This is a genomic window from Acidovorax sp. ST3 (genome assembly GCF_003231145.1).
Lineage (GTDB): Bacteria > Pseudomonadota > Gammaproteobacteria > Burkholderiales > Burkholderiaceae_C > Acidovorax.
On record NZ_QKVP01000006.1, the window covers coordinates 222,959 to 241,833 of the forward strand.

17 protein-coding genes and 1 pseudogene are annotated in these 18,875 nt (G+C 61.6%); 6 read left to right on the forward strand and 12 right to left on the reverse strand.

All coding sequences use genetic code 11. The features are described 5' to 3' along the window. The first annotated feature begins 199 nt into the window (after window positions 1-199). Window positions 200-2,425: a type II secretion system secretin GspD gene (gspD, locus tag DNK89_RS19745; protein ID WP_238990889.1), complete on the forward strand. Its 2,226-nt coding sequence runs from the start codon at window positions 200-202 to the stop codon at window positions 2,423-2,425. Between the two features lie 610 nt (window positions 2,426-3,035). Here gspD and DNK89_RS25055 read toward each other — a convergent pair. Continuing rightward, a pseudogene (locus DNK89_RS25055) lies at window positions 3,036-3,421 on the reverse strand (transposase). On the opposite strand from DNK89_RS25055, the gene DNK89_RS25060 reads away from it, so the two are divergent. After that, complete coding sequence (locus DNK89_RS25060) at window positions 3,335-3,628, forward strand: hypothetical protein (protein WP_370220952.1); 294 nt, start codon at window positions 3,335-3,337, stop codon at window positions 3,626-3,628. The pseudogene DNK89_RS25055 and the gene DNK89_RS25060 overlap by 87 nt on opposite strands. A 288-nt stretch (window positions 3,629-3,916) precedes the next feature. Here DNK89_RS25060 and rfbC read toward each other — a convergent pair whose 3' ends face one another. From rfbC to DNK89_RS19775, 5 genes are all read right to left on the reverse strand, one after another. After that, window positions 3,917-4,468, reverse strand: a complete 552-nt coding sequence (rfbC, locus tag DNK89_RS19755) for a dTDP-4-dehydrorhamnose 3,5-epimerase (protein ID WP_110961501.1) — start codon at window positions 4,466-4,468, stop codon at window positions 3,917-3,919. Further along, entirely contained in the window at window positions 4,459-5,349 is an 891-nt protein-coding gene (rfbA, locus tag DNK89_RS19760; protein WP_110961502.1) for a glucose-1-phosphate thymidylyltransferase RfbA, read from the reverse strand. The genes rfbC and rfbA overlap by 10 nt, the downstream gene beginning before the upstream one ends. A 14-nt stretch (window positions 5,350-5,363) precedes the next feature. Continuing rightward, window positions 5,364-6,254, reverse strand: a complete 891-nt coding sequence (gene rfbD / locus DNK89_RS19765; RefSeq protein WP_110961503.1) for a dTDP-4-dehydrorhamnose reductase — start codon at window positions 6,252-6,254, stop codon at window positions 5,364-5,366. Then, the gene (gene rfbB / locus DNK89_RS19770) at window positions 6,251-7,345 is read right to left on the reverse strand and encodes a dTDP-glucose 4,6-dehydratase (RefSeq protein WP_110961504.1); all 1,095 of its coding nucleotides are present in this window, start codon (window positions 7,343-7,345) and stop codon (window positions 6,251-6,253) included. The genes rfbD and rfbB overlap by 4 nt, the downstream gene beginning before the upstream one ends. Before the next feature lie 111 nt (window positions 7,346-7,456). Continuing rightward, window positions 7,457-9,442 (reverse strand): SDR family oxidoreductase, encoded by a 1,986-nt coding sequence (locus DNK89_RS19775; RefSeq protein WP_110961505.1) that lies wholly within the window; start codon window positions 9,440-9,442, stop codon window positions 7,457-7,459. 228 nt (window positions 9,443-9,670) lie between these two features. Here DNK89_RS19775 and DNK89_RS19780 point away from each other — a divergent pair, with 228 nt between their 5' ends. The 3 genes from DNK89_RS19780 (at window position 9,671) to DNK89_RS19790 (ending at window position 11,989) form a co-directional block, all read left to right on the forward strand. Beyond that, window positions 9,671-10,264: a phasin family protein gene (locus tag DNK89_RS19780; protein ID WP_110961506.1), complete on the forward strand. Its 594-nt coding sequence runs from the start codon at window positions 9,671-9,673 to the stop codon at window positions 10,262-10,264. A gap of 229 nt (window positions 10,265-10,493) precedes the next feature. Beyond that, the gene (locus DNK89_RS19785; RefSeq protein ID WP_110961507.1) at window positions 10,494-11,156 is read left to right on the forward strand and encodes a TetR/AcrR family transcriptional regulator; all 663 of its coding nucleotides are present in this window, start codon (window positions 10,494-10,496) and stop codon (window positions 11,154-11,156) included. Between the two features lie 56 nt (window positions 11,157-11,212). Then, window positions 11,213-11,989, forward strand: coding sequence for a hypothetical protein (locus DNK89_RS19790; protein WP_110961508.1), 777 nt, complete (start codon window positions 11,213-11,215; stop codon window positions 11,987-11,989). A 195-nt stretch (window positions 11,990-12,184) separates the two neighbouring features. On the opposite strand, the gene DNK89_RS19795 is transcribed toward DNK89_RS19790, so the two are convergent. Beyond that, window positions 12,185-12,952, reverse strand: a complete 768-nt coding sequence (locus DNK89_RS19795; RefSeq protein ID WP_110961509.1) for a type III pantothenate kinase — start codon at window positions 12,950-12,952, stop codon at window positions 12,185-12,187. A gap of 170 nt (window positions 12,953-13,122) precedes the next feature. Here DNK89_RS19795 and lysM point away from each other — a divergent pair, with 170 nt between their 5' ends. Further along, a complete protein-coding gene (gene lysM, locus DNK89_RS19800) occupies window positions 13,123-13,611 on the forward strand; it encodes a peptidoglycan-binding protein LysM (RefSeq protein ID WP_015012417.1) in 489 nt (162 codons plus the stop codon). A gap of 76 nt (window positions 13,612-13,687) precedes the next feature. Here lysM and DNK89_RS19805 read toward each other — a convergent pair whose 3' ends face one another. From DNK89_RS19805 to glyS, 5 genes are all read right to left on the reverse strand, one after another. Continuing rightward, complete coding sequence (locus tag DNK89_RS19805) at window positions 13,688-14,104, reverse strand: rhodanese-like domain-containing protein (RefSeq protein WP_015012416.1); 417 nt, start codon at window positions 14,102-14,104, stop codon at window positions 13,688-13,690. A gap of 16 nt (window positions 14,105-14,120) precedes the next feature. Then, the gene (locus DNK89_RS19810) at window positions 14,121-15,068 is read right to left on the reverse strand and encodes a M48 family metallopeptidase (RefSeq protein WP_110961510.1); all 948 of its coding nucleotides are present in this window, start codon (window positions 15,066-15,068) and stop codon (window positions 14,121-14,123) included. A 162-nt stretch (window positions 15,069-15,230) separates the two neighbouring features. Beyond that, window positions 15,231-15,977, reverse strand: coding sequence for a 1-acyl-sn-glycerol-3-phosphate acyltransferase (locus DNK89_RS19820; protein WP_060985269.1), 747 nt, complete (start codon window positions 15,975-15,977; stop codon window positions 15,231-15,233). 94 nt (window positions 15,978-16,071) lie between these two features. Continuing rightward, window positions 16,072-16,677: a D-glycero-beta-D-manno-heptose 1,7-bisphosphate 7-phosphatase gene (gmhB, locus tag DNK89_RS19825; RefSeq protein ID WP_110961511.1), complete on the reverse strand. Its 606-nt coding sequence runs from the start codon at window positions 16,675-16,677 to the stop codon at window positions 16,072-16,074. A gap of 47 nt (window positions 16,678-16,724) precedes the next feature. Further along, complete coding sequence (gene glyS / locus DNK89_RS19830) at window positions 16,725-18,866, reverse strand: glycine--tRNA ligase subunit beta (protein WP_110961706.1); 2,142 nt, start codon at window positions 18,864-18,866, stop codon at window positions 16,725-16,727. Window positions 18,867-18,875: the final 9 nt, after the last annotated feature.

Consider the following 18,875-nt stretch of genomic DNA (forward strand, 5'->3'; position numbering starts at 1 on the left):
TATGAAAAACATCACCCCTTTGTCTCTCCGCACGATCACTGTCGCCGGACTGCTCGCACCGACATTGGCGCTTACCGTCGTCAACCACGCCATTGCCCAAACAATAGTCAATCCCTTCACGGGGATGCCAATCCCTACTCCAGCACCTGCGCGAGAACCAGCAACCCTCCCGGGGTCAGGGAACACTGGGACGTCGCCAATGGCCCCAACTGGGCCTGCTGCAACATCACTGCCTCCCCTTGGGACGAGCACTCCAGCGGCTACTCCAGGGTCTAGCCCGACAGTCACTTCTACGACAACATCATCACCAGTCCCGTCGGGCTCTACAAACCCGTCTGTACAACTGACCAACACACCCAATCCAGGTGTTACTCTTAAGTTCGATAACGCCGATATCTACGATGTCATCCAAGTAGTTTTAGGTGATATTCTAAAGCTTGACTATGTGATTGACCCTGCCGTGCAGGGTCGAGTTACAATAAAAAGCACAGGCGCCATTAGCATGGCGGATATCTATAGCGCATTGGAAACCGCATTATCCACAAGCAATATTTCCATTATTCGCCAAGGTAAAGTTTACAAAGTCACTCGCGACGCCGTGGCGACAAGGGATGCATTGACCAATCAAGGCTCAGGTCCTGCTTCGGTTGTTATGCAAATCATTCCTTTGAAATTTGTTCAGGCAAACCAGTTGGTTAACACCCTTCGTAATTTTGTAGGACCGCAGGCCGCAATTACGAATGACCCTACAAACAAACATTTGATCGTTGTCGACCGAGCCGCCAATGTCGAGAAAATTATAGACATGGTCAAAACGCTTGACGTCGATTACCTAAACCAGGTGAACATCAAACTGATCCCCGTCAAATACGGAGAGGCGGCCGAATTGGCCAAAGAGCTCGATGGACTATTTAAGACCTCTGGCATTTTCAACTGGACAGGCACTGAATCCACCAAGGCCTTTTTCCTACCTGTAGTGCGAATGAATGCGCTTCTGGTTGCTACAAGTAACGACGCCGTTATGAAGGCCGCCGAACAATGGGTCAAAACACTAGATGCAGAACCAAGCAACGGCTTAGGCACCTATGTTCATGTGTACCCCGTCGCTAACAGTAACGCAGCACATCTAGCCAATTTAGTCACTCAGATCTTTGGGGGAACAGCCTCTGGCACTTCAAATGCCGGAGCCTCCGCGCTCCCCTCTGCCGGCAGCAGTTCATTTGCAAATTCAGCAACAGGAAGCCCCGGCTCTGGGTCTACTGCAGGGATGAACGCTTTAGGCGGCCAAACCAACGCTGCCACGCGCACCATTGAACGAGGAACCGTACCTTCGGCACAACAAAGCGCCGCGGTTACAAGCATGGGCTTGAGTGGCTCCGTGCAAGTGATTGCGGACGAAATCACCAATACGTTGGTAGTTCGCGCATCCGCTCAGGACTATCAGCAAATCCGCAAGGTCCTCGAACGCCTCGACACTCGTCCTCGACAGGTGTTGGTGCAGGTGCTGGTAGCTGAAGTTACGTTGAACGATACGCTTCAGTATGGCGTCGAATGGTGGCTCAAATCCGCTTTGACATCTGGCGGCAAGAGCTGGCCCGGCTTCGTAGGACTGGACGGAGGTATTGCACCCAAAATCACTTCTGCGGCTGCAGGTGCAACACCTACTGTAACTGGCACTGCGACTGGACTGAACTACGCAGTGTTTGGAAGCGCTGGCCAAGTGATCGGGATGCTGAACTTACTGGGCCAAGATACCGATGTGAATGTACTCTCAACACCTCACGTACTTGCAAGTGATGGGAAGATTGCCAAGATCGAAGTAGGCAACGAAGTGCCTGTCATCACTCAAACTGTATCAACACCCACGAGCGGTCTCACGACCGGCAGTACTTTCTCAACGTCAAACTCCGTGCAGTACCGTCCCACTGGTATTTTGTTGGAGGTTAAGCCAAGCATCACGGCATCCGGACAGGTTACCTTGAGTATTTCGCAAGAAGTTAGCAGTGTGGGAAACCCAGTTTCCGCAGGTGGATCGGAATACCCCAGCTTTCAGAAGCGCAAAGTTACTACTGATGCGACCGTGGAAGACGGGAAAACCATTATGCTCGCCGGCCTAATCGAGGACCGCGGCAACGATACTGTCACGGGTGTACCTGGACTCAAAGACGTACCAGTATTTGGTGCTTTGTTTGGCACAACGCGAAAAACTCGAAATAAGACAGAGCTGCTGATTACTATTACCCCGTATATTGTCGCTAGTCGCGAAGATGGGGACCGCGTAGTCGGATCTTTCCAAGATAGCTTGCAGAAGTTGCGAGGCCTGCTGGAGAGCAATTCCAACTCCAATCTTCGCGAAGACACCCGCGTGCGCAACGCTCCTCGCAATCAACCTTTCGCACCAACCCCCGGGCATCCTATTCAATGAGCTGATCGGATACTGGCGAGCAAAAGTAAGGGGTGAGCTACGCCAAGCAGCACTCAATCGAAAAAAATTTGATTTTGCATTGTTGCTCCTGTACTGACTACTAGGCCGGGAAACTGAGGGAGCGCGAGGACTCTAGGGCAATCGGGCCCTTGACAGCGAGCCGGGAGTGGTAAGTGACCTCACCCAGTGCTGTGACAACACTTCCCAGTCCGGGCCAGGTGCAAGACATGCAACAACACGCTTCGGCTAAAAGCTAGCGGCTTTCGCCGAAGCGCAGCAACTCTGGGCCATAAGTGTTGTCGAGCCGCGGCATCTGCAACAGGTTGGTATTGATCGGATGCAAAAACCGGGGGTGATTTAAGGCCTCTTACGCTGAATCTCACCCGGGGAAGGTCTGCAAAACTCCATTCGCCGAACCGGCACGGCCCCATGCCGAGCGCAGCGTCACCAGTTGCCTGCACAACCCGCATTTTGCGGGTCGGATTGGCACGGGTTTCAGACCCATTTCAGCCCTTGTAGTGCCAACTCGGCACCCCGAGACGCACCTGCCCCTGCGGCTCCAAGATCCGCATTCTAGCCACCCACAGATTGCCCAGCGCAGACAGCATCGTCAGGCGAACCGTGTTCTTTCCCACCCCCGGTAGCGCACCTTGGCATAGCCAAACTGCTGTTTGTTCATGCGGAATGGGTGCTCGACCTTGGACCGCACGCTGGCTTGCAGCCGCTCGGCTTTCTCCAGCAGTTTGTGCAGTTCTCTCCCTGAATCAAGCCCCTTGCACTTGCCCGGGCGCAAGGCCACGTGCCACTTGATCTTGGCGTTGCTCCCTTGCATCTCCTGACGCTCGTCAGCGCCCCGGTGGCCCGCATCGCCCCAGCATGCTTTTCCTTGCCATGCAGCAGTACTGCTGCATGCGCCACATCGTTGAAGTTGGCGGCCGTACCGATGGCGGTGTGCACCAGTCCCGAGTCAACATCCACGCTGATGTGTGCATTGATGCCGAAGTGCCATTGGTTGCCCTTCTTGGCCCGGTACATCTCGGGGTCTCGCTCACCCTCATTATTCTTGGTCGCGCTGAGCGCCGCGACAACGTGATGGTGGCATCCACAATGGTGCCGGTCTTGAGCATCAGGCCCCGCCGGGCCAGACCGGTGTTGATGGCGGCCAGAACCTGGGGAGCCAGCTGGTACTTCTCCAGCAGATGAAAGAAGCGCAGGGTGGTGGCTTCATCGGGAATGCGTGCTGCGCCGCCTAGGCCGGCGAAACGGCGATACGGCGGCGCCAGTGCAGTTCTTCTTCCATGGCCGGACGGCTCTGGTTCCACCATGGCTGCAGGCAAAGGATGCGCAGTGTGGTCTCGATGGGAACCGGTGGACGGCCGCCCAAGGCCAAGCGTGCGCCTCGGGCACCCTGCGTAGTAAACGCCCTAGCATTCGGTCATCTGGTGCTAAGGTCTTCGCGCACCATTGAGCCCTCGTGCCCTCCAACTTTCATCAGTCAAAAATCTCAGCACTCAAAAACTTGGCACCTTGTGCATCTTTTGCTGAAAGCGAGGGCGAAACGCCCACCTCCGGCCAAGCAATGGCCAAATTCTTATCATCCCAAACAATACTACGTTCGAACGCTGGCGCGTAGTAATCCGTAGTTTTATAGAGAAAGTCTGCACTTTCACTGAGCACAATAAAGCCATGTGCAAATCCAGGTGGCACCCACAGTTGGCGATGGTTATCCTCAGTCAGTTCGACTCCCACCCAACGACCGCAGTTGGGTGAACTCTTCCGGATATCAACAGCCACATCAAAAACGGCACCGCGAACCACCCGCACCAATTTACCCTGGGGCTGCCGGATTTGATAATGCAAGCCCCTCAAGACCCCTTTGGCACTTCGGCTATGGTTGTCTTGTACAAACTCCACCTGCACCAGCCCGGTGGCCTTGCGAAACGCCTCAAGATTGAAGCTTTCATAAAAAAAACCCCGCGCATCACCGAATACTTTGGGCTCGATGATCAGCACTTCGGGAATTGATGTGGCGGTCACTTGCATGGATTGGATTCACTCATGAGTTGCAGGAGGTACTTGCCATACCCGTTCTTGGCGAGCGGCTGGGCCAGCTTCTCCAGCTGCTCATTGCCTATAAGTCCATTGCGCCACGCAATTTCTTCAGGACATGCAATCTTCAATCCCTGCCGGTGTTCCAACGTAGCAATAAACTGCCCTGCCTCCAGCAGGCTATCGTGCGTACCAGTATCGAGCCAAGCGTAGCCCCGCTGCATGATCTGAACATTCAGGCGATCACGCTCCAAATAGGCTCGATTCACGGTCGTGATTTCAAGTTCACCACGTGAACTGGGTTTTACCGCCTTGGCGATATCGACTACCTCGTTGTCATAGAAATACAGACCTGTTACAGCGTAGCTGCTCTTGGGCTGCGCTGGTTTTTCTTCGATGCTGCTAGCCTTTCCGGTCCGATCGAATGACACCACGCCATAGCGCTCAGGATCGTGCACATGGTATGCGAAGACGGTAGCTCCCGAGGTCTGCTGATCAGCCGATTCCAGCAGTTTCTGGAAATCATGGCCGTGGAAAATGTTGTCCCCGAGCACCAGCGCACTAGGAGAGTTGCCCACAAAGTGCTCTCCGATGATGAAAGCCTGCGCTAGCCCATCAGGACTTGCCTGAACTGCGTATTGCAGATTGATACCCCACTGGCTTCCGTCACCTAGCAGTTGCTCAAAGCGAGGGGTGTCTTGCGGAGTACTGATAATGAGGATGTCTACTATTCCCGCGAGCATCAGTGTGCTCAACGGGTAATAAATCATGGGCTTATCGTAAACAGGCAGCAGTTGTTTACTGATTGCCAACGTAGCGGGGTGCAGGCGGGTGCCCGAGCCTCCGGCAAGGATGATGCCTTTGCGTTGCGTCATGGAGAGAGAGCAGTTTAGAGAATTTCAGCCAGCATGCGCGCCACACCGGCCTGCCAGTGAGGCAATTCAAGGCCAAAAGTAGATTGCAGCTTTTGCGCATTCAGGCGCGAGTTATGCGGGCGCACAGCGGGTGTCGGGAACGCACTGGTAGGCACTGGCAACACCTTCTCTGCTTTGAATTCGAGAGCAGGCTTGAGCCTTTTTGCCGTCGCAAGAACAAACTGTGCGTACTCGTTCCAGCTAGTTTCGCCACCTGCAACACAATGGTATATGCCGGCATCTTCGGGATACAACCGCAAATGGCGCAATACGTGAGCTGTAACGTCAGCCAGCAGATCCGCTCCAGTGGGAGCACCCCATTGGTCATCAATCACTGTCAGCTGTTCACGCTCTTGCGCAAGCCGAAGCATCGTCTTGGCGAAATTACCACCCCGCGCGGCATAAACCCAACTAGTACGGAGGATCAAATGCTTGGCACCAGCGTCCTTGATGAGTTGCTCGCCTTCGAGTTTGGTGCGACCGTATACGCTCAACGGCGCAGTCTTATCGGTCTCGACCCACGGAAGGTCACCGCTGCCATCGAAGACGTAATCAGTGCTGTAGTGCACCAGCCAGGCGCCGAGTTTCACGGCCTCCAGCGCGATGGCGCCAGGAGCGGTAGCGTTCAGTAATCGGGCGAAATCAGTCTCGCTCTCTGCCTTGTCCACCGCAGTGTGGGCTGCAGCATTGACGATGATGTCGGGGCGCAATGCGCGCACCGTCTCGGCCACGCCAGCCGGGTTCGAGAAATCACCGCAGTGGTCGGTGCTATCGAAATCCAAAGCGGTGACCGCGCCCAGCAATGACAGGCTGCGCTGCAACTCCCAGCCGACCTGGCCACCTTTACCAAAAAGCAGGATATTCATGCAGCAACGCCCTCGGGTTTCCCAATGGAGGTTTCCTGCGCATACTGGGTCTGCACCCATTCGCGGTAGGCACCGGTCTGTACGTTAGCCACCCAGTCGGCATGCTCCAGGTACCACTGCACCGTCTTGCGAATGCCGGTATCGAAGGTTTCGGCAGGCTTCCAACCCAGCTCGCGCTCGATCTTTCGGGCGTCGATGGCGTAGCGACGATCGTGGCCGGGGCGGTCCTTCACATAGGTGATCAGGGCCCTGTAGCTCTGGCCGTCGGCGCGGGGGCGCAGCTCGTCGAGCAAGCTGCAGACCATGTTCACGATCTCGATATTGGGCTTTTCGTTCCAACCGCCCACGTTGTAGGTCTGGCCGGGAGTGCCCGCCTCCAGCACACGGCGGATGGCACTGCAGTGGTCCTTCACGTACAGCCAGTCGCGCACCTGCATGCCGTCGCCGTACACCGGCAGGTTCTTGCCGGCCAAGGCGTTGACGATCATCAGCGGGATCAGCTTCTCGGGGAAGTGGTAGGGCCCGTAGTTGTTGCTGCAGTTGGTGGTGAGCACCGGCAGGCCGTAGGTGTGGTGCCAGGCACGCACCAGGTGGTCGCTGGCAGCCTTGCTGGCGCTGTAGGGGCTGTTGGGCTCGAAGCCGCGGGTTTCGGTGAAAGCTGGGTCGGTGGGGGAGAGTGAGCCGTACACCTCGTCGGTGGACACGTGCAGAAAGCGGAAGGCCGCACGCTCGCCCTCAGGCAGTGCGCTCCAGTAGGCGCGCACTGCTTCGAGCAGGCGGAACGAGCCGACGATGTTGGTCTGGATGAAGTCCTCGGGCCCATGGATGGAGCGGTCCACATGGGATTCGGCGGCGAAGTTGACCACGGCGCGCGGCTTGTGCTCGGCCAGCAGGCGTTCCAGCAGTGCGGAGTCGCCGATGTCGCCCTGCACAAAGATGTGCCGGGGATCGCCCTGGACGCTGTCCAGGTTGTGCAGGTTGCCCGCGTAGGTGAGCTTGTCGAGGTTGACCACGGGCTCGCTGGACGCGGCAAGCCAGTCAAGAACGAAGTTGGCGCCAATGAAACCTGCGCCGCCGGTAACCAGAATCATGGGATGGGCTGTGTGAAATGCCTGCTCGGCAGAACCCGCGATTATCCCACCCCGCCCGGCTACCGGGTAACAGAGTTCAACGAGGGTCTTTCTGCACGAGCCAACGGAACATCAAAAGTGGATACCGCGCATCATCTGCTGCAAGGCCACGGCCTCGGCCGACAGCTGCGGTTTGGCGTCCTTGCTGCCCTTGGCCGCCGTGGAATCCGGGAACATGCGGAAGCTGGTGTTCATGGTGATCTGGGCCACGCGCGGCACCAGTGCGTGCAGCAACTGCCCGGTGATACCCAGGCGCGTGGCGATGCGCACGGGCTTGAAGATGCAGGCCTGGGCAATCATGTCGGCCGCCTCTTCCGGTGCCAGGGTGGGTACGTTGTTGTAGATCTTGGTGGGCGCGATCATGGGAGTGCGCACCAGCGGCATGTTGATGGTGGTGAAGGTGATGCCCTGGTCGGCAAACTCGCTCGACGCGCAGCGCGTCCAGGCGTCCAGCGCCGCCTTGCTGGCCACATAGGCCGAGAAGCGCGGCGCATTGGTCAGCACACCGATGGAGCTGATGTTGACCACATGCCCCTTGCGCTTTTCCACCATGCCTGGCAACAGGCCCATCGTCACCCGCAGGCAGCCGAAGTAGTTCAGCTGCATGGTGCGCTCGTAGTCGTGGAAGCGGTCGTAGCTCGACTCGATGGCGCGGCGGATGGAGCGGCCCGCGTTGTTGATCAAAAAGTCCACGCCGCCATGGTTGTCGATGAGCAATTGCACGAAGCGGTCGCAATCGGCCATGTCGGCAATGTCGGCCGAATAGGCGATGAACTGGTAGCCCTTGGCTTTGGCCTCGGCACAGGCCTCGTCCAGCTTGTCCTGGTCTCGGCCGCAAATGATGGTGGTGGCGCCCGCCTCGGCAAACTTGTGCGCAGCCGCCAAGCCAATGCCGGACGACCCGCCCGTGATCAGCACCACCTTGCCCGCCACCGTGCCCTTGAGCGTGCGGTCGATGAACAGCTCGGGGTCCAGGTGGCGCTCCCAGTAGTCCCACAGGCGCCAGGCGTAGTCCTTGAGGTTGGGGCACGAAACGCCTGAGCCCTTGAGCGCCGCCAGTGTCTCGCGGCAGTCAAAGCGTGTGGGGTAGTTCACGAAGGTGAGCATGTCCTCGGGCAGGCCCAGGTCCTTCATGACCGCGTTGCGCACCCGGCGCACGGGCGCCAGCGCCATCAGGCTCTTCTTCACGCTCTTGGGGATAAAGCCCAGCAGCGCAGCGTTGACGAACAGGTTCATCCGCGGCGCATGGGCTGCGCGGCTGAAAATGTCCAGCACATCGCCCACGCGGTAGCCCACCGGGTCCACCAGGTGGAAGCACTTCTTGCCGATGTCTTTCTGGTGGCTAATCACGTTGAGCGCGTTCACCACAAAATCCACGGGCACGATGTTCACGCGCCCGCCCTCCAGCCCCACGGTGGGCATCCAGGGCGGCAGCAGCTGGCGCAGGCGCTGGATGAGTTTGAAAAAGTAGTAGGGCCCGTCGATCTTGTCCATCTCGCCGGTCTGGCTGTCACCCACCACCATCGCGGGGCGGTACACCGTCCAGGGCACCTTGCAATCGTGGCGCACGATTTTTTCGCTCTCGTGCTTGGTCTGGAAGTACGGGTGGTCCAGGCCCTCGGCCTCGTCGAACATGTCTTCGCGGAACACGCCTTCGTACAGGCCGGCGGCTGCGATGGAGGAGACATGGTGGAAGTGCCCTGCATCGATGGCCTTGGCCAGGTCCACCGTGTTGCGCGTGCCCTCGATGTTCACGGCCACTTGGGTCTCTTCATCGGCCGCCAGGTCGTACACCGCAGCCAGGTGGTAGAAATGGTCGATCTGCCCCTTGAGCTTCTTCACATCTTCGGACGCCACGCCTAGCTTTTTGGCGGTGAGGTCGCCAAACACAGGGACGGCGCGTGCAGGGCCCACGCCCCAGAAGCTGCGCAGGTCGGCCACCTTGTCGGCACTCTCCTTGCGGATCAGGAAGTGGACCACCGCCCCCTTGCGCTCCAGCAGCTTCTTGACCAGCCGCTTGCCAATGAACCCCGTTGCCCCCGTCACGAAATACTGCATGGATAACTCCTCTGAGATAACTTCATTCTTGCCCAAGGCCTGCGCACCCCGATTCAGCAGAAACCCGCGCCGATGCTAGGCGGCCAGCGCCCTCCCCCGCTAGGTGGCACGCTCTACATTTTTAGGAGCGCGTGCCTACACCTTGCGCACCGTGCGGCGTACAGTGCGGCCATGCGTCGAAGGCAAAATCGCCCCGGCAACCCCAACCAACCGCACCACGGAGGCCTCATGGTCAAGAAACTGCAGAAACTCAGCGCTGACAAGAAGAAGAGCAACGCCCAACTGTCCAGCACCGTCAAGGACTCCGCCCAGCAGATCTGGCTGGCTGGCTTGGGTGCCTTCTCCAAGGCACAGGAAGAAGGCGGCAAGGTGTTTGAAGCCCTGGTCAAGGAAGGCCTGACCATTCAGCGCAAGACCCAGGCCGTGGCCGAAGAGAAGATCACCGAAGCCACCAGCCGCGTGACCACGATGGCCAGCGACATCGGCTCCAAGGCCCAGGGCCAGTGGGACAAGCTCGAAAACATCTTCGAAGACCGCGTGGCCAAGGCACTGGCAAAGCTGGGCGTGCCCTCGGCCCGCGACCTGGAAGCCCTGAGCGCCCGTGTGGACGCGCTGGCCAAGGGCAGCAAAGCAGCTCCTGCCAAGGCTGCGGCCAAGCCCGCTGCCAAGGCTCCTGCCAAGAAAGCGGCCGCAAAGAAGGCCGCTCCTGCCAAGGCTGCGGCCAAGCCCGCTGCCAAGGCCCCCGCGAAGAAGGCTGCGACCAAGAAGACCGCAACACGTGCCGCTGCCGACACCGGCACCAGCACGCCGTCGGCCAGCTGATCAAAGGCTTGCCGCTGGCAAGCACCCAGCCCGCACCAAGCGGTCCACGCGCCACAGCGCCTGGGCCGCTTTTCTTTTATTGGTGAAACCCATGAAGTGCGCTACAAGCAGCCTGGATGCTGCACGCGCGCCCTTTGCTCATGTCGCACTGCAGCATGACTGCGTGGGTTAGAGTAGCCATCAGAGACACCGAAACAACGAAGTACAACGACGCGAAGGGCCCGCACACATGGTGAAGAAAGCGCCACGCCGCACCGCAGAACGCATTCTGGAAGTGACGCTGGACCTGTTCAACCGGTTCGGCGAACCCAACGTCTCCACCACCCTGATTTCGGCCGAGCTGCGCATCAGCCCCGGCAACCTGTACTACCACTACCCCGCCAAGGACGAGCTGATCAACGCGCTGTTTGATCGCTACGAAGCCTCACTCACCGAGCTACTGGCCGCCGCCGACGGCGTGCGCAATGTGGAGGACGCCTGGTTCTTCATGCACTCCCTGTTCGAGCTGATCTGGCAGTACCGCTTTTTGTACCGCGACCTCAACGACCTGCTGTCCAAGAATCGGCGACTGGAGACCCACTTCCAGGCCATCCTCAAGAACAAGACCCGCGCCGTGCGCGCCATGCTGGACGGCATGGCGCGCGCAGACGCACTGCACATCGACTCGCGCGAGCTGGAGGCCACGGCCACCAGTATGGTCGTGGTGCTCACCTACTGGCTCAGCTTTGAATACGTGCGCGACCCGCGCCGTGCGCTGGAGCCCGAAAGCGCCCAGGCCGCGCTGCTGCGCGGCGCCCACCATGTGCTGAACCTGCTCATGCCGTACCTGGAAAGCGGCCAGCGCGCCCACTTGCTGGAGCTGGTCGGCGCCTACGCCGCAGTGCCAGGCTGATGCAGAGACAGCCCATCACAGACACCCCACCACAAGAACTTCCGGAGACACACACCATGGCCAAATGGACCCCCTTCCCCCACGCCGGCGACTACCAGTTCGACGCTGCGAGCGTCAAGAAGCACTGGGCACGACTGCATGCCGGTGATGCAGAACCCTGCCCCAAGGACGCAGCCGTGCTGGAAGCGTGGGCGCTGTTCCATAACGGAGACTTCGAGAAGGCGGCAGCAGCAGGCCTGGCCGCCGGTGGCGCAGGCAACACTGCGGCCAACAAAGCCACTTCCATCTACGCCAACTACCTGGAGCCCAAGGAAAAGACGCGCCTGGACCTGTTCATGCAAGTGGCCGAAAGGGCCGAGGCCCAGGCCGCCGCAGAACCGAACAATGCCAACGCCTGGTACTGGCATGCGTATGCTCTGGGCCGCTACAGCCAGGGCATCAGCGTGGCCAAGGCGCTGGCGCAGGGGCTGGGCGGCAAGGTGAAGGAGTCGCTGGAAAAGGCCATTGCCCTGTCACCCAAACATGCCGATGCACGCATCGCTCTGGGCGCCTTCCATGCCGAGGTGATCGACAAGGTGGGTTCGCTGATTGGCGGCATGACCTATGGCGCCAAGAAGGACACGGGCCTCAAGCTGTTCCAGGAAGCGCTCAAGCTCAATCCAGGCTCAGCCATTGCGATGATCGAATACGCCAACGCACTGGTCATGCTGGAAGGCGACAAGAAGATGAAGGAAGCCACCGCGCTCTACGAAAAAGCCGCCACCGCCGAGCCCATGGATGCCATGGAGCGGCTGGATGTGGAAATGGCGCGGAGTGAACTCGAAGAAGAATAAGTTCGGTACATCCCCCTGAGGCGCTTCGCGCCTTCGCCCTTCTCTCGACTGACTACGCCATTCGGGAAGTAGGACGACACCTTCGCTGCGGGGCGGCCCTTGCTCGGTGTCCCTGGCGTGGGCAGCGCCAGTTTTGCTGGTCGATGATCCTAGAAAACCGCTTCGCACTGGTGCAGCGACGGCGTTACAAGGCCCTCAGCCCCCAAACCGCCGCGCAGCAATCTCCAGCAGCCCATCAAAAATCAGGTTGTCCACCAGCTCGAACGGCCGCGTCATGCTGGGTGCCATCTTCCAGCCGGCGCCGCCGGTCATGATGCAAGCTGGCTCCTGGCCGCAGTGTTGCAGCAGGTGCTGGTACATGCGCTCCACGGCCCCTGCGATGGCGTAGGTGCCACCGCTGGTCAGGGCATCGCTGGTATTGGTGGGGAACGGGCGCACTTCACCGGTGGGCACATGCAGCCCGGCCGTGCCCGATTCGAGTGCTCGGAGCATGATGCCGTGGCCGGGCAAGATCAGGCCGCCCATGAAGCGGCCTTCGGTGTCGATGCATTCCACCGTCACGGCCGTGCCCACCATCACCACCACCAGCGGCCGTGCGGGGCCGCGTGCCAGCACATGGTGGCGCGCGCCGATCATGGCCACCCAGCGGTCGGAGCCCAGGCGCGAGGGATGGTCGTAGCCATTGGTCAGCCCCGCCTCCTGCGCCGATGACACCACCCACGAGGGGGTGACGTCCCACAGCTCCATTTGCTCCTGCACGCGGCGTTTGACGGCATCTCCTGCCACCACGCAGCCCAACATGCGCTCCGGGTGCGGCAGCGATGCCCAGCTGCCTTCGGCCAGGCGGTCGATGTGGTCGAGGAATTCGGCGCCATGCGCGATCAGCGCAGCCCCGGGGCGGGGAGCGTCGTACAACGCCCATTTGAGACGGGTGTTACCGACGTCGATGGCCAGAAAAGTCATGCGGCGGATTATCCCGAGTTTTGGCATCGGGGCTGATTCCGCCGAGACAGCCCCACAGCGGCCCGCGCGGGAATGTGAAAAATCGTTTCACACCCTTCGTCTGACACGGGCGCGCCCTCCATTGCCGCTACAGTGGCCTCTCCTTTTTCTGCAACCTCAGGAGGTACGACATGGGTCTTTTCAGTTTCATCAAGGAAGCCGGTGAAAAGCTGTTTGGCGGTAAGGACGCGCAAGCTGCCACCGCCGCCGCTCCCACGCAGGATGAACTCAACGCCAAGGCGAGCAAGGCTATCGAGACCTACATCGCCGCGCAAAACCTGGGCGCCAGCAATGTGCAAGTGGCCTTTCAGGGCCCCGAAGGCAAGGTCACGGTGAAGGGCACCGCCCCCACCCAGGCCGCCAAAGAGAAGATCACCCTGTGCTGCGGCAACGTGGCCAGCGTGACCAGCGTCGAGAACCTGATGGAGGTGACCAACCCCGAGCCCGAAGCCCAGTACCACGACGTGGTGCGCGGCGACACGCTCAGCGCCATTGCCAAGAAGTTCTACGGCGACGCCAACAAGTACCCCGTGATCTTCGAAGCCAACAAGCCCATGCTGAGCCACCCCGACAAGATCTACCCCGGCCAGAAGCTGCGCATCCCGCCCCTAGCCAAGTAAGCCTTCTCGGCCTCAAGACCAAAGAGCGGCCAGCGCTTGTAAATCAGGCGCTGGCAGCTCTTTTTTTGATAGCTATTCAGCCCTGCTTCCACGGCAGGCCATGAAAGCGCCAGCCGCCCTTCTTGCCGCGCTGCCCTTGCGCGTCCGCATCGCCCTCAAACCCTTCGAGGATGTTGTACGCAGTGATGCCCAGCTCGGTGGCGCGGCGCGCGGCGGCGATGGAGCGCACGCCGCTGCGGCACAGCAGCACGGCCCGCGCGCCCTCAGGCACGGCGGCGCGCATCTGGGCATCAAAATCGGCGTTCATCGCCATGCCTGGCCATTGTTTCCAGGCCACGGCAGCAGCACCAGGCACGTAGCCGACCCACTCGCGTTCGGCGTCGCTGCGCACGTCCACCAGCACGGCCTGCCCGGCCTGCACCCATTGCCAGGCCTGCTGGGGCGTCACGTCACCGGCGTAGCCGTCGGCGGGAGAAATCTTGGCTTCGGTCATCTTCAAGGTCCTTCTTTCAGTCCCACAAAGGGGCAGGTTCGTCGCGGAGATGGCTGCGCAGCTGGGCGTAGTCGGGCACCACGGTGGCCACGGTATCCCAGAAGCGCGGGCTGTGGTCCATCACGCGCAGGTGGGCCAATTCGTGCGCCACCACGTAGTCGATGATGGCCGGGCGGTAGTGCAGCAGGCGCCAGTTCAGGCGGATGGAGCCGTCGGCCTTGGCGCTGCCCCAGCGGGTGTTGGCGCTCGACAGGCGCAGGCTGGCCCAGCGCACGCCCAGGAGCGGCGCAAAGTGGTCCAGCCGCTCGGTGAAGTGGCGGCGCGCGTCGCGCATCAGCCAGGCCTGCACAGCGTCGCGGATCTGCGCGGGGTTGGCGCTGTGGGGCAGGCCGATGTGCAGGCTGGGTTGTTCCGTGGCAGTGACCAGCGCCCCGCCCTTGCCCGCAAAGCCGTGGCTGGGGTCCAGCACCACCGTCAAGGGCTCGCCCAGGTAGGGCAGTACCGCGCCATGGGCCCACACGATGCGGCCGCCTTCCATGCGCTGCTGGCGCTCGCGCGCTTCGCCCAGCTTGCGCAGGATCCAGTCGGATTTTTCGCGCAGTGCAGAATCCACCGCGCCCAGCGTGACCCAGCTGGGTGCCCGCACCGACAGGCCGTCGGGCCCCACCGAGAAGCCGATGCTGCGGCGGCGCGCACGCTGCAGCGCGTAGGCCACCACGGCATCGCCCAGCAAAACCTCGCGGTTGGCCTGGGGGTGGCGGAATTCAGCGGGGGACAACAGCGAGGGCAGCGGCACTGCGGGTGCCGCTGGGCGTTGCACTATCGTTTTAGGAGCTACTGGCGCATGATCGACTAGCGCTTGCGGCTGATTTGGCCTCAAACCCGCAGCCATGGGGCTGGGGGCTGCTGCAGGCGCGCCCGGCGGGTCGAACAGGTCCAGCGCCAGTTGCACAAGCCGCTGCATCAACTCAACAGTCCCCGAGGGTCCACAAAAACGCACGCAGTTTTTGCAACTGGCACGGCCCAAGCCAGTGGCCGCCGCGCAAGGGCCGCCCCGCCGCGCTGGCGGCGTCCCCCTTCCCGAATGGCGCAGCCATTCGAGAGAAGGGGGAAGGCGCGCAGCGCCTCAGGGGGTTGTCTTGTAAGCATCGGGATCCAGTCGGCGCATCTCGGCCTCGATCCAGGCCTCCACCTCGCGCATCAGTTCGTCGGGCTGGCGCCCCACGCTGGAGATGGGTTTGCCGATCGACACATCCACCACGCCGGGGCGCTTGATGAACGCCTTGCGCGGCCACACCTTGGCCGAGGTCACGGCGATCGGGATCACGGGTGCGCCCGTGTCGATGGCGAGGCGCGTGCCCCCCGTCTTGTAGTTGCCCTTCTGCCCCCGCTCGATCCGCGTGCCCTCGGGGAACATGATGATCCAGATGCCCTTGGCGAGCAGGTCCTTGCCCTGCTGCACCACCTTGTTGAAGGCCTGGGTGCGCTGGTTGCGGTCGATGTGGATCATGTCCAGCCGCCCGATGGCCCAGCCGAAGAAGGGCACGTGCAGCAGCTCCTTCTTGAACACGTAGGCCAGGGGGTGCGGCATGATCACCGGCATCAGGAAGGTCTCGTACGTGGACTGGTGTTTGACCAGCAGGATCGCGCCTTCGTTGGCGCCCTGCGGCAGGTTCTCCATGCCGGTCACCTCGGCGCGAATGCCCAGAACCACCCGCGCGCCGCTGATGCACAGCGACAGCCAGGCCCGCGCGATGCGGTACAGGGGCACACCGCGCACGCCCAGCAGCGTGCCCAGCATGATGGCCAGCGCGTAGGGCACCACGGTGATGCCCATCCAGAGAAGGTGAATGACGGAACGGATAAGAGCCATTGGAAAGTCTTTTAGGCCGCAAGCGCTAGTGGAATATGCGCTAACAGCTATCAATTAAATAGCATCAGGATGTTGCCACGCCTGTGATGCCCTGTCACGACTGCGGCAAGGGCGCTGCGCCCAAAGCGCCCACAGCACCTGTAGCACCAGGCACCACCGGCAGCAGCTGGTCCACAAAATCTGCGAGGCTGGCGTGCACTTGCGTGCCCGCTGGCAACCCCACAGGCAATGCCCCGCCCGGCCGCAACGCGGCCGACTGGCCGGTGCACACCAGGTGCAACTGGGCCCCCAGGGCGGCACCCGCCTGCAAGTGGGCCTCGCAGCTGCCAACCACGCGGACCTCGTTGCGCTCCACGCCGTAGCGGTCGCAGATTTGCTCGAGCAGGCCCGGAGCGGGCTTGCGGCAACTACAGTCCTCGTCGGCCGCGTGGGGGCAATAGAACACCGCATCGATGCGCCCACCCACCGCCGCCACCTGCCGATGCAGCTTGGCGTGGATGGCGTTGAGCGCCACCACGTCAAACAGGCCCCGGCCCAGGCCCGGCTGGTTGGTGGCCACCACCACATGCCAGCCCGCGTGGTTGAGGCGGGCAATGGCTTCGAGCGCGCCGGGCACCGCCGTCCATTCGTCGGCCGAGGTGATGTATTCGTCCCCCATCGGGTTGAGGGTGCCGTCGCGGTCGAGGATGGCGAGTTTCATAGGAGGGGTTTGCCTTGTGAGAACCACCAGCCTACCAGCACCCGGGGTCAGACCGCCAGACGGGACAGATCGGCCACGCGGTTCATGGCTTCGTGCAGCGTCTTGAGCAGGCCCTGGCGGTTCAGGCGCAGGTCCAGTTGCTCGGCGTTCACCATCACGTCGTCAAAGAACGCGTCCACGGGCGCGCGCAGCACGGCCAAGGTCTGCAGGCTGGCGGTGTAGTCACCGGCCTCGAACTGGGCGTTGGCCTCGGGCACAAAGCGCTGCAGCGCGGCAAACAGATCCTGCTCGGCCTTTTCCTGCAGCAGCTGGGGATTGACGTGGGCATCCACAGGGCCTTCGACCTCGGCCTTTTTCAGGATGTTGCCCACACGCTTGTTGGCGGCGGCCAGGGCCGGGCTTTCGGGTAACGCGGCGAAGGCTCGCACTGCGGCCAGCTGCTTCTCGACCAGGGCCAGACGCTGCGGGCGCAGGGCCAGCACGGCGTCCACCTCTTGCGCGCTGTAGCCTTGCTCACGCAGGCTGCCGGCGAGGCGGTCGTAGATGAATTCGGCGAGCTGCGCCGAGGCGTCGCTGATCTTGTCGCCAAAAGCAGGCACTGCACCGGCCAGCAGCGCGTTCAAATCGAGCGGAAGGTCTTTTTCGACCAGCATGCGGATCACGCCCAGCGCATGGCGGCGCAGCGCGAAGGGGTCACGGTCGCCCGTGGGCAGGTTGCCGATGCCGAACATGCCGACCAGGGTTTCGAGCTTGTCGGCCAGGGCCACCACAACACCGGCCGTGTTGCGGGGCAGCGTGTCACCCGCGAAGCGTGGCTTGTAGTGGTCTTCAATCGCGTTTGCCACGGTCTCGCCCAGGCCGTCATTCAGGGCGTAGTAGCCGCCCATGATGCCCTGCAACTCGGGGAACTCGCCCACCATGTCGGTCACGAGGTCGGTCTTGGCCAGTTGCGCGGCCAGGTCGGCGTCTTGCACCAGTTGTGCATCGCCCAGCTGCTGTGCGATGGCCTTGGCGATGGCGCGCACGCGCTCCACGCGCTCACCCTGGGTGCCCAACTTGTTGTGGTACACGACCTTGCCCAGACCCTCGACGCGCGAGGCCAGGGTCTTCTTGCGGTCCTGGTCGAAGAAGAACTTGGCGTCGGCCAGGCGCGGGCGCACCACGCGCTCGTTGCCGCCGGTCACAAAGCTGGTGTCTTCGGGGCTGATGTTGCTGACCACCAGGAATTTGTTGGTGAGCTTGCCTGCGGCGTCGAGCAGCGGGAAGTACTTCTGATTGGCCTTCATCGTGAGGATGAGGCACTCTTGCGGCACGCCCAGGAACTGCTCTTCAAACTGGCAGATGACAACGTTGGGACGCTCGACCAGCGCGGTCACTTCGTCCAGCAGGGCTTCGTCTTCAATGGGGCGGGCACCGTTGCCCACCTTAGCGGCGGCAGCGGCGAGCTGGCGGGCGATCTCGGCTTTGCGCTCGGCAAACGATGCGATCACCGCGCCGTCTTTTTGCAGCGTGGCGGCGTAGCTGTCGGCGTCCTTCAACACCACGGGCGACACGGCGGCTTCAAAACGGTGGCCAGTGGTGCTGTTGCCAGCCGTCAGACCCAGCGCCTTCACGGGCACTACGGTGCTGCCGTGCAGCGCCACCAGGCCGTGTGCGGGGCGCACAAAGTTCACGCTGGTCCAGCCGGGCAGCTCGCAGTCGGTTTCGAGCTGGTAGCTCATCACCTTGGGGATGGGGAGCTTGGCGATGGCTTCGTCGAGTGCCTTTTGCAGGCCACCTGCCAACGTCGCACCGGGCACCACGCTGTCGTAGAACAGGGCCTCGGCCTTGCCGTCCTGGGCGCGCTTGAGCGCGGCCACGGCGGCTGCGGGGTTGGACACATCAGCGCCCAGCGCCTGCAGCTTTTTCAGCAGCGCGGGCGTGGCATTGCCGTCCTTGTCCAAGCCCACGGTCACGGGCATGAGCTTTTGCTGCACGGCCTTGTCAGCGGCCTTGCCGGCCACGACGGTCACGTGCGCAGCCAGGCGGCGGGGCGAGGCAAATGGCGTGACCACCGAAGCGGCCGTCGCCAGGCCCTGGGCCTTGAGCTGGTCGCCCAGCACGGTGGCAAAGGCATCGCCCAGCTTCTGCAGCGCCTTGGGAGGCAGTTCTTCGACAAACAGTTCAACGAGGAGGTTTTGGGTCGTCATGTTCTTGTT